This is a genomic window from Occallatibacter sp., assembly GCF_049802275.1.
In the GTDB taxonomy this organism is placed as follows: Bacteria; Acidobacteriota; Terriglobia; order Terriglobales; family Acidobacteriaceae; genus Telmatobacter.
This window is the reverse complement of the sequence record NZ_JBARMD010000194.1, coordinates 1-13,625: the sequence shown is the minus strand read 5'-3', so window position 1 is coordinate 13,625 and position 13,625 is coordinate 1. Positions and strand designations below refer to the sequence as shown.

The window sequence follows — 13,625 nt, the reverse complement described above, 5'->3', positions numbered from 1 at the left end:
GCGTCGAGCCAGACATAGACGACGTGCTGTTCGTCGCCGGGAACTGGAATGCCCCAGCTGAAACTGCTGCGGCTGATGGAGAGATCTTTGAGCCCGCTGCGCACGAAAGAGATGACCTCGCGGCGCGTCGACTCCGGCTGCATGAAGCCGGGATTCTCTTCGTAGAACTCGAGCAGCTTGCGTTCAAATGCGGAGAGCTTGAAAAAGTAATTCTCTTCGCTGACGGTTTCAGTGATGCGACCGCAATCGGGGCAGGGCGCGCCAGGTGGCACATCGACCCACGCCTCATCGGACACGCAGTATTGGCCAGTGTACGAGCCTTTGTAGATGAATCCGCGATCGCGGAGAGTGGCGAAAAGCTTTTGCACTCCACGCTTGTGGCGGGGCTCGGTGGTGCGGATGAAGTCGTCGTAGGTGAGGCCGAGCCGATCCCAGAGGGCACGGAATTCGGCAGCGATTTTGTCGGCGAAAAGCTGTGGCGTGAGCCCGGCGAGTTTGGCGGATCGCTCGATCTTCTGGCCATGCTCGTCGGTTCCGGTGAGGAACCAGGTATCGATGCCCATGGCACGCTTGCGGCGTGCGATTGCGTCGCACACGATGGTCGAGTAAGCGTGGCCCAGGTGTGGACGCGCATTTACGTAGTAGATGGGCGTGGTGAGGTAAAACCGGGATGGGTTTGGGTTCTGGTTCGTCATTGGCGGGCGGTTGCTTTCGGTGCGCGCGTCGGTCTGAAGCGCAATGATGTTCGTCTATGTGCTTCTTTCATCTTAGGTTGCCGAATAGGGTGCGTCAAACGCAAAGGCGACTCCAGCTCTGTTAGAATCGCCTTGAAAATCAAGCATTTTAAAGGTGCTGACCCGTGTATCAGGAACTGAAGAACCGGCTTGAGTCGCATCTGCGGGATGTGCTCAAAGCCAAGTACGACCTCACAGTCGAGAACATTCCGCTGGAGACTCCGCCGGACCTGAAGTTTGGTGAACTGGCTACTCCGATCGCTTTTGAGCTTGCTCGCAAACTGCGCAAGGCACCCAAGGTCATCGCACAGGAAATTGTCGGGTCGCTGGGCACGCCGCGCGGCTTTGCTTCTTTCGAAATCGCCGGTGCCGGGTACATCAATGCGTATCTCGATCGCGTGGTGGCGGTCCGCATGATGACGAGCGGTGAGGACTCCGAGCCGGTCAAGTCCGATATACACGCGCTTGTCGAGCACACCAGCATCAACCCGAATAAGGCCGCGCACATTGGGCATCTGCGCAATGCGATTCTCGGCGATACCTTTGTGAAGCTTCTGCGCGCCGCGGGCCAGCAGGTTGCGGTGCAGAACTATATCGACAACACCGGTGTGCAGGTAGCGGACGTGGTGGTTGGTTTCCTGCACCTCGAAAAGAAATCGCTGGCTGAAGTTCGCGCGCTGATTGAAGATCTCGAACTGCATTTTCAGCGAGTCGACTTCTACTGCTGGGATCTCTACGCGCGTACGTCGCAGTGGTACACGAGCGGCACCGATGCTGAGAACGAAGAACGCAAGAAGTTGCGATATGCAACTCTGCACGAGATTGAACAGGGCGGCAATGAGACGGCTGCGGTCGCCGATCTGATCTCGACTGCAGTGCTGCGCCGGCATCTTGAAACCATGCTGCGCCTGGGTATTGAGTACGACTTTCTTCCACGCGAAAGCGAGATTCTGCACCTCAACTTCTGGGCACTGGCCTTCGAGCAGTTGAAGCAGAAGGGCGTGCTCTATTTCGAAAACGAGGGCAAGAACAAGGGCTGCTGGGTCATGTCCCGGACCGGCGCGGCTAGTAACGGACAGGGTGAAGCCGGCGCGCAGGAAGTGGACGAAGACGCGAAGGTGATTGTCCGCTCGAATGGAACTGTTACGTACGTGGGCAAGGACATTGCGTATCACCTCTGGAAGTTCGGTCTTCTGGGGCGCGATTTTGGGTATCGCAAATTCTTCAGCTATCCCGACCATGAGTGCTGGATCTCGACGGAAAACGGGGAGGAGCCTCATCCGCATTTCGGCGGAGCGCAGGCTATCTATAACGTGATTGATTCGCGGCAGTCCGATCCGCAGGCGAACGTGATCCAGGCCCTGCGTGGGATGGGCTACACCGAACAAGCTGACCACTACACGCACTTCGGCTACGAGATGGTGGCTCTCACGCCGCGATGCGCTGCAGAGCTTGGTTATGAAGTGGCAGAAGAGGACAGCGCGCGCCCCTATATCGAGGTCAGCGGGCGCAAGGGTTTCGGTGTGAAGGCCGATGATTTGATTGATAAGCTCATCGCCGCAACTCGCTTTGAAGTTGATACGCGCCAGACATCGCGCGATGATCAGGAGCGGCAGGTGATCGCGGAGCAGATTGCGATTGGCGCTCTGCGCTATTTCATGCTGAAGTTCACACGCAATTCAGTGATCGCTTTCGACTTCAAGGATGCGCTGAGTTTTGAGGGCGAGACCGGGCCTTACATTCAGTACGCAGTGGTGCGCGCGCGCAACATTTTCCGGAAAGGGTCGATCACGCCGGAGGCGGTACTGCGGGAATTCGCGGGGTCCGATCCCGGCGCATTTCTGATGGGCGAGAATGGCGAAGATATCTGGTCCCTCTGGCTACGTGCGGGTCGCCGTTCGTCGGTGCTCGAGCAATGCATCGCCACCTCTGAGCCTGCTTATCTGGCCAAACACGCCTTCCAGTTAGCGCAGGAATTTAACAACTTCTACCACAAACACCATGTGCTGACGGAGTTGGACCCTGAGCGCAGGATGTTCCTGCTGGCTACGGCCGCAATCACCATGCGGGAACTGATTACGGTGCTGGAATGGCTCGGCATCGAAAGCCCTGAAGCGATGTAACACCCCGGTAATGCTTGTGTAGCCTGCGTCACAAGCAGGTCTTCGGGCAGGGGGAGTATATTGCTCGACGGTCAGAGATAAAGGTCAGGCTATGGATAACGTCCTTCTGCAAACACACATGCTCCTTCCTATCGAAGAGATCGCCAGGAAACTTTCGCTTTTGCCGGCCGAATACGAGCCGATCGGCGCCTATGGCGCGAAGCTCAACCTGAACCTGCTGGACAATCCGGCCTTTCCCGGTCGCGGCAAGCTGATTGTTGTTACAGCCACTACGCCGACGACCTCCGGGGAGGGAAAGACAGTTGTCTCCATTGGCCTGGCGCAAGGGTTGGAGCGGATCGGGTGCAAGTCGATTCTGACTTCGCGCGAGCCGTCGCTGGGACCGGTTTTCGGGATGAAGGGCGGTGCGGCGGGCGGCGGCTTGTCGCAGGTGGAACCGAGCCAGAAGATCAATCTGCATTTCCATGGCGACTTTCATGCCATTACGGCTGCACACAATTTGCTGGCGGCGATGATTGACTCGCATCTCTTTTTCGGGAATGCACTCGAGCTTGATCCTGCGCAGATTACGTGGCCGCGCGCGATGGACATGAATGATCGCGCGTTGCGGCGCATTAAGGTGAGCCTTGCCGCGAAGGGTGACGGTGCCAACCGCGACACTGGTTTCGTAATCACCGCTGCTTCCGAGATCATGGCCATCATGGCGCTGGCATCGAGCCGCGCCGATCTGCGGCATCGAATCGATTCCATTGTTGTCGGGCCGTCGCGTTCGGGGCAGCCGGTTACGGCTGGTGATCTGGGAGCAACGGGCGCCATGCTGGCGCTGCTCGACGATGCCATCAAGCCCAATCTTGTGCAGACCACCGAGGGCACACCAGCACTGGTGCATACCGGCCCATTTGGGAACATCGCGCATGGAACATCCAGCATCCTTGCGCACAAAATGGGTGTGCGGCTCGCCGACTATGTCGTCAACGAGTGCGGATTCGCAGCCGATCTCGGCGCGGAAAAGTATTTTGACATCGTGATGCGTTTGTCGGGTATTCAGCCGGCCGCTGCAGTTCTTGTTGTCACTGCGCAGAGCTTGCGCGCGCAGGGTGAAGGCAAACTGGAGTCGGGCTTTTCCAATCTCGAGCACCACATTAAAACACTCCGCGGCTATGGTGTCCCGCTGGTTGTTGCGATCAATCGCTTCCCGTCCGACACGCCTGAAGACCTTGAAATGATCGCTACGGAATGTTCGCTGCAGGGTGTACCGTGCGCACTGGTTGAGGCCTTTGCCAAAGGCGGCGAAGGAGCAGTCGATCTGGCTCGCAAGGTGGTCTCGGCGATCGAGACGAATCCTGCGCCGGAGATTCAGCCGGTCTACGCGCTGGAAGATGCACTTGACGTGAAGATCCTGAAAGTCGCCATCCAGGTTTATGGTGCAGATGGAGTGACGTTCAGCGATGTGGCGCGCGCGAAACTTGAACGCTACGCCGTATGGGGATTCGGCAGGCTGCCGGTATGCATCGCCAAGACGCAATACTCGCTCACCGACGATCCCAAGCGAATGGGAGCGCCGACGGGCTGGGCGTTGAATATCAATGACGTGTCCCTGTCAGCGGGCGCAGGATTTGTTGTGGCCGTCTCCGGGAACATGATGCTGATGCCGGGCCTGCCGAGCCATCCGCGCGCGATGTCGATCGACGTGGATGACGACGGAAATATCGTAGGCGTGTAAGAGTCTTTCAGTTTTCGAAGGCACCCGGTTCCAGTGTCAGATAGCGTCTAGACGAGGGGCTTGACCTTATTCGAGCGTGTCTGGCTACTCATTGCGTAGCGCCTGTATGGGATCAATGGTCGCGGATCGGCGGGCTGGAAACCAACAGGCCAGCAACGCTGCGATAAACAACACGACGGTGACAGCGATGAGACTAAACAGGTCAGTAACCTGAACACCGTAGAGGGTGGCGTGCATCAGACGGCCGAGGACTACTGCGCCAGCCAGGCCTATTCCCAGTCCGAGCAGAGACAATCGCATTCCGCTGCCGATGATGAGCCGAATCACCTGGTTCTGTCGTGCTCCCAAGGCCATGCGGACGCCGATCTCATGGGTACGCTGCGCCACGGCGAATGACATGACGCCATAGATTCCGATGACGGCGAGCAGCAGGGCGACGGCTGCGAATGCTGCGAAGAGGATCATTTCGAAGCGGTCGCTGGATTGTTCCTGCTCCATGACCTCGGTCATGGTTCTGACGTGATCAATTGCGGCACCGGGCATGACGGAACTTGCCGCGTGTTGCAGGCTCGTCGTAATGGTCTCGGGGTCGATGGCCATTGTGCGCACGGCCATCCAGAGAAATGGCCAGCTTACCTGCCACTGCGAAACGTACATCTCCGGTTGCACTTCGCCGGTGAGGTGTTGGTTGTCGAGCACGTCATGGAAGACACCGACGATCTGGAATTCCACCGGGGGTGGCCATTGCTGCGGACCGGGGCCTGCGCGCCGGAAATCCGGGACCTGGAGAACGAGTCGCTGATTCAGCGGATCGCCATTGGCCAGGTAGCGGCGTACGAACGTTTCATTGACCATGACGACGCGGGGCGACTGCGGCCGATCTTCGTTGTTGAGGAATCGGCCGCGCACCAGACGGACGCCGAAAGTGGTAAAGAAGCTCGGAGTGACCGCCTCGAAGTCTGCTGTCGGCAGGTGTGCTTTGTCGACGGACTGGCCGGCGACCTGAAAGGTGAATGTGATGAGGCCGCCCATCGGCAGTCCGCTGGAGACGGAGGCATCGGCAACACCCGGAATCTGGCGAACGCGATCGAGAAGTTGATGTTGCTGAACGGAAGCTTCCTCAGGAGAAGAGATCGAGGGACCGCGGCCCGGCCCGTTATCGTGCGGCCTCAGCAAGGCAGTTACCACGTGGTCCGACCTGAAGCCTACGTCGATATGGCTAAGGTTCCAAAAACTGTGCAGGGCCATGCCTGCGCCGGCGAGGAGAACGAGCGAAAGAGCAATCTCAGTGATGACCAACGCTGACTGAAGTGGTGTTCGGCCGCGACCTCCCGCGGCACGCGAGCCCTGCTTCAGAGCTTCGTTCTGGTTGATGCGGGCGCTGCGCCAACTGGGAGCGCAACCGGCAATCACTCCGGCGAGAAGCGCGATGAGAATGGAGAAGCCGAGGACCGGGAGGTTCATCTCCACCAGCGCGTCAGTAGCTTCCAGTGCGAGATTGGGCAAGAGAACGATGCTCAGCTTCATGATGGCCCAGCCCATGGCGATTCCGATGGCTCCGCCGAGGATGGCGATCGTCAGGCTCTCGGTGAACAACTGGATGAAGATCTGGCCGCGGGTTGCACCGAGTACCGAGCGAACCGCGAGTTCCTGAGTCCGGCTGGTTCCGCGCGCGAGCAGGAGGTTGGCGATGTTGGCGCAGGCGATCAGCAGTACCAGGCCCACGGCAATGAGCAGCAGCCAGAGGTTGCGCTGAGTTTTGGTGTCGAGCCAGTCGTTGCGGAAATGCTCGACGGTGAGGACGAAGGGGCTTTTGGTTTGATGGGCAAAACGATGCGCCGCAATCTGGTCGTTTATGGTGGAAAGCTCTGCCTGTGCCTGCGCCAGCGTAACGCCGGGCTTGAGTCGGCCGATCATGATGCCGAATTGGCCGCTGGATTGGCCGACCATGGGACGAACGGGGACATTGAAGGTTATGCCGCCGCCCCTCTCGTGGGGGCCGGCGCGCATGACGCCTACGACCGTGTACGGCTGATTCTCAATCAGGATGGACTTCCCGAGGATATTTGGATCGGAGTTGTAGCGATGGTGCCAGAGCCAGTTGGTGAGAATCACCACGTGGTCGTTGCCGGGGCTGCCTTCTTCCGGCGAAAAGTCGCGCCCGAGCAGCAGGGGCTGCCCCACGGTCCTGGTCTGCAAGCCGGGAGTGATGGCGAGGCCGCCTTCCTGGTCCGCTGTATGGTCTGCGTTAGTGAGATGGACGACGATCCACGACTGGAACGAGAGGCTCTGGAATGAGTGGTTTTGCGCGGCAAGCTGGGCGTAATCTTCGCCGCTTGTGGGCCCGCGTTCACCCTTGAAGTGGTTCCACACGACGACGAGCTGGTTGGCGTTGGGATAGGGGAGGGGTGCGAGGAAGGTGGCCCAGATCATGCTGAAGATGGCTACGACGGGACCGATGCCGAGGGCCATGCCTAGGACTGCGGTGATTGCGAATCCCGGCGAGCGGCGTAACTGGCGCATTGCGAATCGGACGTCATTCCAAATGCGATCAAAATTGCGAAAGCCCCATTGTTCCCGGGTTACATCCGCGATGAGTGGCATATTTCCGAGCTCCTGCAGGGCCGCGGTTCGCGCCGCTGCAGGATTTTCGCCGCGGGAGACGCGATCTTCAATTGCAAGACGCAGATGTGCTTCCAGTTCCTCGTTTAAATCGCGCTTACGCCGCTCCCACGCCCAGCTCAGCCAGCTCTTCATGACTGTCCTCCCTCCGGTTCCATCACGGAACCAATCGCCTGCACGATCTGCTGCCAGCGTTTGTGATCCGACGCCAGCTGCTCTTTTCCCTTGGAAGTGATTCGGTAGAAGTTTGCGCGCTGTTTACTATCGGTCAACTTCCATTTGGAGGTCACCCATCCCTGACGTTCGAGACGGTGCAGGGCGGGATACAACGAACCCGTCTCAACCTGCAACACCTCGGCTGATTTCAGGCGAATCGCGTGCGCGATTCCATAGCCGTGCATCGATCCCCACTGGAGCGCCTGCAGAATCAGCATGTCGAGGGTGCCTTGCAGTAGCTCGATGCGATTTTGATAGGTTTGTTTTGCATTATTCATGAGCGTAGATAATCTACATCCAAGGAGGTAGATTGTCTACTGCCATTGGCAAATTGAATTTGCGAGTAGCCGGCAGGAGAATTCAACTGCGGTAGTTCATGGTGTGTTGCGTCGCCGGAGAACGTGAGGGCTTGGCAGGTCAGGGCCTAATGGCCCTCTAGCTCTTTGCGCATGATTTCAGCAGCCTGAAGGCTGCTGCTCCCTCCGTATTCGCGATCCCCAAGCGGCAGCGCCTGGCGGTCTTCTAGGCAGGATCCTACGCTTCGGAGGGAATGACAGGTTATTTAGGTGAATCGTAGCTGCGCGCATCCATTCGAGGCAGTCTCGGTAGCTCTATTCGTAGCTGCGCACCCATTCGAGGATGGAGCGCACTGCTACGCCGCTGGGGCCTTTGGCGATGAAAGGCTTGTTGTCTTCGATCCAGGCGAGGCCGGCGATGTCGAGGTGGATCCACGGGGTGTCTTCGGCAAAGGCGTGCAGGAACTCCGCCGCGGTGATGGCTCCGCCCCAGCGGCCGCCTGTGTTCTTGATGTCGCCGATGTCGCTGCGGATCATGTCGTAATATTCGTCGGCGAGGGGCATGCGCCAGAATCTCTCGCCTGAAGTTGCAAGGCCTGCCTGAAATTTTTCAATCGTGGCGTCGTCGTTGGAGAACGCGCCGGCATTGATCATGCCGAGTGCGACTACACATGCGCCGGTGAGAGTGGCCGCGTCGATGAGGTGGGTCGCGCCAAGGCTTCGCGCGTAGGTAATGCCGTCGGCCAGGACGAGGCGGCCTTCGGCGTCGGTGTTGATGATCTCGATGGTTTTCCCTGACATGGCGGTCTGCACGTCGCCGGGCTTTTGGGCCTTGCCGTCGGGCATGTTCTCGGCCGCGCAGACAATACCGATCACGCGGACTTTGGGTTTCAATAGGGCAATGGCGCGCATGGCGCCGATCATGGCCGCGCCGCCAGCCATGTCGTACTTCATCTTCTCCATGTTGTCGGCTGGCTTGATGGAGATGCCGCCGGTGTCGAAGGTGATGCCCTTGCCGACGAGGCCGAGTACGGGGCCGTCGGTTACGCCTTCTGGTTCGTATTTGAGGACGATGAGGGCCGGCGGCTCTTCGGAGCCCTGGGAGACGCTCCAGAAGGCGCCCATTTTCAGCTCGTGGAGTTTGTCGGTTGAGTAGACTTCCGACTTTAGGCCGGTTTCGGAGGCCATCTGCGCGGCACGCTGGCCGAGGATAGTGGGTGTGAGTTTGTTGCCCGGCTCGTTGACGAGCGTGCGCGCGAAGTTCTGGCTTTCGCCGATGATGACGCCTTCGTCGAAAGCGGCGCGGATGGCGGCCTGGTCGGCAGCGGTTGGGGCCGCGAGGGTGAAGGAGTGAACACTGACATCTTTGCGCTCGCTGCGGTAGGTGTCGGGATCGAAGTCGCCGACGAAGGCGCCTTCCACTGCTGCACGCGCCATTGCATGGAGCGGGCCTATGGAGTTGTCTCCAGGCAGGGCGAACGTCAGATCGCGGATGGCACGCGGCTTGGTGTAGCGCACGGCGGTTCCGGCCGCGTTGCGAACGGCATGGACGGTGGCCTTGGCTTTTTTGCCGAGTCCGACGATGAGAAGTCGCCTGGCTTTCAGTCCGGCTGGGGCGTGCAGCAATACGGCTTCGTTGGTGCCGGCTTTGTATTCGCCACTGGAGAGGACGGCAGCGGCGGCGGCGCGGACGGCTTGGTCGCTTGTGAGCAGGACGGGCACGGGCTTAACGTCTGGTCCTTTGGCAGTCTGGGAATCGACGGCGGTGACGGCGAGAAGTTCGGTTTCGATCTGGGCGAGGGGGGAGAAGGAAAGTTCAGTGTGCATACCTGACCATTATTTCATTGCGAAGAGACGAAAGGTTTTCAAGCATGTGGCCAGATTCTCAGGCATGGCTTTATTGCAGGATAAAAGTTGAAAGTTCCGAGTAGCCCAACATCACACCCAGCATGGAGCGAAAACAACGGCCTTTCCGTCTATCATAGAGTTCCTAAACTTCTACAAGAGGAGGCATTGTGCGCAGCTTTGCCGTTGCTCTATCTCTCTTCTGTTTGATTTCCTCAGCGAACGCACAAGTGCATGATCCAGTCGATCTCTCCAAACACACCGTCCAATTCATCACCGTCGACAAGGACGTCAAGCTCGAAGTGCTCGATTGGGGAGGCACAGGCAGGCCCATGATTCTGCTTACCGGGCTGGGCAACAACGCACATGTGTTCGATAGCTTAGCGCCCAAGCTTATCAGCTCCTATCATGTCTACGGGATCACTCGGCGCGGTTACGGCCTTTCCAGTGCGCCCGTTCCCAGCGACGACAATTACTCCGCTGATCGTCTCGGAGATGATGTGCTTGCCGTCATCGCGGCTCTCAAGCTCGACCGTCCCATTGTGGCCGGCCATTCCATCGCAGGCGAGGAGCTCAGCTCCATCGGTTCCAGACACCCTGAGAAAGTTGCCGGTCTCATCTATCTGGATGCCGCCTTTGCCTACGCCTTCTATGATCCCGCGCAGGGCAATCTCCTCATCGACGCCGCCGACCTGAGGCGGAGGCTCGAAAATCTGGTGTCGTCTGCGGGCCCGCGCGAACAGGAAGCAGCGCTCAAGGAACTCCAGCAATCCATCCTTCCTCAGTTTGAACAGGACCTGAAAACGCAGGAAGATCACCTAGCTCCCGCCGCATCCAAGCCGCCTGAGGTGTCCCCCATTGTAAAAGCCATCCTGATGGGTGAGCAGAAGTACACGTCGATCGAGGTTCCGGTGCTGGCCATCTGCGCGGTTCCTCACGATCTTGGGCCGCTTAATGAGAACGACCCCGTCGCCCGAGCCGCTGCCGAGGCCAGCGATCTAGCACGCACCACGGCGCTGGCCAACACTTTCCAGACTGGTGTTCCCTCAGCTCATGTAGTCCGTCTGGCCCATGCTAATCACTACATCTTCAACTCCAACGAGTCCGATGTGCTGCGCGAGATCAATGCCTTCGCAACCACACTACCCTAGCGAAATAACGATAGCTGATCCGTCACCGTCGGGCCGGCCCGTTGTGCCAAAATGCAATCCCTCAGGGGCCTGAAGCCCCCGTCATTTGAAGGCGTATTTCGGCACGACTGAAGTCGTGCCCTGTTACAAAGCAACTGCCAAGCGTTTTTGCAGAGTCAGCGATGGGCCTTTGGGGTTGGTTATCGGCCCATTTTGTGTTTGCTGGCGTTGATGGCGGAGCGGGCTTCGCGGTCGGCTTCGCGGCGGCGCTCGGTTTCTCGCTTGTCCCAGTCCTGCTTGCCCTTGGCGACGGCCAGCTCGCACTTGACGCGGCCGTTTCTGAAGTAAAGGCGGGTGGGGATGAGCGTATGACCCTTGATCTGCGTCTTAGCCATCAGCCGCCTAACTTCGTCCTTGTGCATCAGCAGTTTTCGTGTGCGGGTTTCGTCGTGGTTGGCGATATTTCCGTGCGAATAGGGGCCGATATGCAAGTTCAGCAGGAAGGCTTCATCGTCCTTGATGAGGCCGTACGAGTCCTTGAGATTCGCCTTTCCTTCGCGAATGGACTTAACCTCCGTCCCCCGCAGGGCGATGCCGGCCTCGAATTTCTCCAGCAGAAAGTAATTGTGGCTTGCGACCCGGTTGTGGGCGGCGTCGCGCTCTCCCGAAGCCACTGGATCCCGAAGCCGCGCCTGTTTCGGGGGGCCGGAGCGGTCGGGCGGTACGATAGTGTGGCTGGTTTGGCGCGCCATTGGGGAAGTTCCCTTAGACTTTCATCGTAGCATCGCAACGCTTTAGCGGAATCAGAGTAGCAGTTTGGAAGTAGAGCGGGCTTTTCCTTAAGAAAAGGCCGGCTTCGAGGCATCAGGTGGAATCATGTGACTCTGATTCTGCTCTTAACCCCCATATTGCAGTGGGGCTTTGCTAGAATGGGGCGATCGTTTTGGTAGGAAGCACTAATATCGGAATTTATATCAATGCTTGCGTCGAAAGGGCCATGGTCTGCCCATCCGGGTTCGACGATGAAGGCCAGTCCTTGCACACGCTTGGGAGTCCGATGAAAAGCCGCCTCGCATCTACGGCGCCCCGCGTCCATGATCTCTCGAAAGCCCGCCACCGGATTCTCATCGCTGGGGTTTTCGTTTTGCTCGGTCTGGGTTCTGCCAGTGTGTTCGCCCAGTCGGCCAGCACCTATTACAAGAGGGGTCAAGCTGCCGAAGCACAAGACGATTTCGATACCGCCTATATGAACTTCCAGAAGGCCTTCTCGATGGCACCTAAAGACGAGGTGTATCGTACGGCCTACTATCGTGTCCGATTCACCGACGCTTCGATGCACGTGACCAAGGGCCGCAACCTGCTGGCCGCGGGCGATGAGCAGGGTGCACTGGTCGAATTACTGCGCGCCAACGAGATTGATCCAAGTAACGAAGCTGCTCAACAGGAGATCGCGAAGATTCGCGCCCGCCACGGGCAGGAACCTGCTGTCGAGAGCAGCGCGCCTATGAGTGCGCAGACCCAGGATGAAATCGGCTCGATTGGCGCGCCAGCGCAACTGAAACCGACGATGAATGAGCCGTTTGTGCTGCGCATGTCTGAAGACTCAAAGACTGTCTACCAGGCGATTGGCAAGGCGGCGGGGATCAACGTTCTCTTCGACCCTGACTACATTTCGAAGCGCATCCAGGTGGATCTGAACAATGTTTCATTGCTTGATGCTCTGCGAATCGTGGGCACGCTCTCTGGAACGTTCTGGCGTCCGATTACGCAGAATACGATTTTTGTAGCAGCCAATACGCGCTCAAAGCGTGCCGAACTCGATGAGCAGGCAGTACAGACGTTCTATTTGTCGAATGCCTGGCAACAGAACGACATGCAGGACGTGCAGACCGCATTACGCAACGTGATGCCGAATGCGAAGGTCTACGGCGTAGCCAGTCAGAATGCGATCGTGATGAGGGCAACACCTGATGAGTTGCTGCTCGCGCAGAAGCTTGTGAATGATCTCGACAAGGCACGGCCAGAAGTTGTCGTCGATATTGCCGTGCTTGAAGTCAGCAAGAATTGGGAGAGGAATCTTGGCATCACATGGCCCGGCAGTGTCAGCGTCGCTCTGCAGCCTCCAACCGCGTCGAGTAGCAGCACTACCACTTGTCCGACCGGAAGCACCAACTGTACCCCCAGCACTACCACAACCCAGCTGACCCTCTACAACCTGGCGCACCTGAACTCGAACGATTTTGCTGTCAACGTTTCTGCCGTCACCGCGAACCTGCTGCTCACCGACAACAACACCAGGATTCTGCAGAACCCGCGCATCCGTGCTGCTGACCAGCAGAAAGCTTCGCTGAAGATTGGCTCGCGTATTCCGATTGCGACTGGTTCGTACCAGACTGGGGCCGCAACTGCGCTGGTCAGTTCGCTGGTGAACACGCAGTTCCAATACCAGGACGTGGGTGTCAACATCGAAGTCACACCGACGGTTCACTACGACCGGGATGTGACGCTCAAGATCAAGATCGACGTCTCCGCGCAAAGCGGCTCGGTGACGATCAGCGGCGTTACTGAACCGATTCTCAGCCAGCGTGTAGCCGAGCAGACCATCCGCCTCCGCGAAGGCGAAGCCAACATCCTCGGTGGCATCAACGAGACGCAGATCCAGGACAACTGGAGCGGTATTCCGGGGTTGAGCTCGATTCCGATTTTGCGGTATCTCTTCGGATCCAGGGACAAGATCAAGCAGGACGACGAGATTGTGTTTCTCGTGGTTCCACATGTGGTTCGGTCACAGGAGCTTACTGCATCTAACTTGCGCACGGTCGACACCGGGCCGGGAACCCAATCGGTTGAATTGCGTCACGTCTCCGATAATGGAGCGGGCGCCGCACAACCACCTGTTGTAACGCCGCCAGCAGCGAATCGGCCGGGTCTGGGTG

At 58.5% G+C, this 13,625-nt stretch carries 9 protein-coding genes; 4 read left to right on the top strand and 5 right to left on the bottom strand.

What is annotated here, in order from left to right:
• A partial coding sequence (locus WA354_RS06480; RefSeq protein WP_472812189.1) for a class I tRNA ligase family protein occupies nt 1–695 on the bottom strand: 695 nt, incomplete at its 3' end.
• Nucleotides 696–859: 164 nt separating this feature from the next.
• Here WA354_RS06480 and WA354_RS06475 point away from each other — a divergent pair.
• Together WA354_RS06475 and WA354_RS06470 are read left to right on the top strand one after the other, a co-directional pair.
• On the top strand, nt 860–2,857 hold the full coding sequence (locus WA354_RS06475) for an arginine--tRNA ligase (RefSeq protein ID WP_472812188.1): 1,998 nt from the start codon (nt 860–862) through the stop codon (nt 2,855–2,857).
• Nucleotides 2,858–2,948: 91 nt separating this feature from the next.
• Nucleotides 2,949–4,580 carry a formate--tetrahydrofolate ligase gene (locus WA354_RS06470; protein ID WP_472812187.1) on the top strand — a complete coding sequence of 544 codons (1,632 nt, stop codon included), beginning with the start codon at nt 2,949–2,951 and terminating at the stop codon, nt 4,578–4,580.
• Between the two features lie 84 nt (nt 4,581–4,664).
• Here the strand turns inward: WA354_RS06470 and WA354_RS06465 are convergent, their stop codons facing one another.
• The 3 genes from WA354_RS06465 to WA354_RS06455 all read right to left on the bottom strand — a co-directional run bounded on the left by WA354_RS06465 (nt 4,665) and on the right by WA354_RS06455 (nt 9,541).
• Nucleotides 4,665–7,337, bottom strand: a complete 2,673-nt coding sequence (locus WA354_RS06465; RefSeq protein ID WP_472812186.1) for an ADOP family duplicated permease — start codon at nt 7,335–7,337, stop codon at nt 4,665–4,667.
• Nucleotides 7,334–7,696 carry a PadR family transcriptional regulator gene (locus WA354_RS06460; protein WP_472812185.1) on the bottom strand — a complete coding sequence of 121 codons (363 nt, stop codon included), beginning with the start codon at nt 7,694–7,696 and terminating at the stop codon, nt 7,334–7,336. The genes WA354_RS06465 and WA354_RS06460 overlap by 4 nt, the downstream gene beginning before the upstream one ends.
• A 333-nt stretch (nt 7,697–8,029) precedes the next feature.
• Complete coding sequence (locus tag WA354_RS06455; protein ID WP_472812184.1) at nt 8,030–9,541, bottom strand: leucyl aminopeptidase; 1,512 nt, start codon at nt 9,539–9,541, stop codon at nt 8,030–8,032.
• A 188-nt stretch (nt 9,542–9,729) separates the two neighbouring features.
• On the opposite strand from WA354_RS06455, the gene WA354_RS06450 reads away from it, so the two are divergent.
• On the top strand, nt 9,730–10,710 hold the full coding sequence (locus tag WA354_RS06450; protein WP_472812183.1) for an alpha/beta fold hydrolase: 981 nt from the start codon (nt 9,730–9,732) through the stop codon (nt 10,708–10,710).
• Between the two features lie 179 nt (nt 10,711–10,889).
• On the opposite strand, the gene smpB is transcribed toward WA354_RS06450, so the two are convergent.
• Complete coding sequence (smpB, locus tag WA354_RS06445; RefSeq protein WP_472812182.1) at nt 10,890–11,441, bottom strand: SsrA-binding protein SmpB; 552 nt, start codon at nt 11,439–11,441, stop codon at nt 10,890–10,892.
• A gap of 305 nt (nt 11,442–11,746) precedes the next feature.
• Here smpB and WA354_RS06440 point away from each other — a divergent pair.
• Nucleotides 11,747–13,625, top strand: a 1,879-nt coding sequence (locus WA354_RS06440) for a secretin N-terminal domain-containing protein (RefSeq protein WP_472812181.1), incomplete at its 3' end; no start/stop codon positions are given.

What these genes read in the sequence shown, in the direction of transcription:
- WA354_RS06470 (WP_472812187.1), top strand. Translation starts at nt 2,949, where the DNA reads ATGGATAACGTCCTTCTGCAAACACACATGCTCCTTCCTATCGAAGAG.
- WA354_RS06465 (WP_472812186.1), bottom strand. Translation starts at nt 7,337, where the DNA reads ATGAAGAGCTGGCTGAGCTGGGCGTGGGAGCGGCGTAAGCGCGATTTA.
- WA354_RS06460 (WP_472812185.1), bottom strand. Translation starts at nt 7,696, where the DNA reads ATGAATAATGCAAAACAAACCTATCAAAATCGCATCGAGCTACTGCAA.
- WA354_RS06455 (WP_472812184.1), bottom strand. Translation starts at nt 9,541, where the DNA reads ATGCACACTGAACTTTCCTTCTCCCCCCTCGCCCAGATCGAAACCGAA.
- smpB (WP_472812182.1), bottom strand. Translation starts at nt 11,441, where the DNA reads ATGGCGCGCCAAACCAGCCACACTATCGTACCGCCCGACCGCTCCGGC.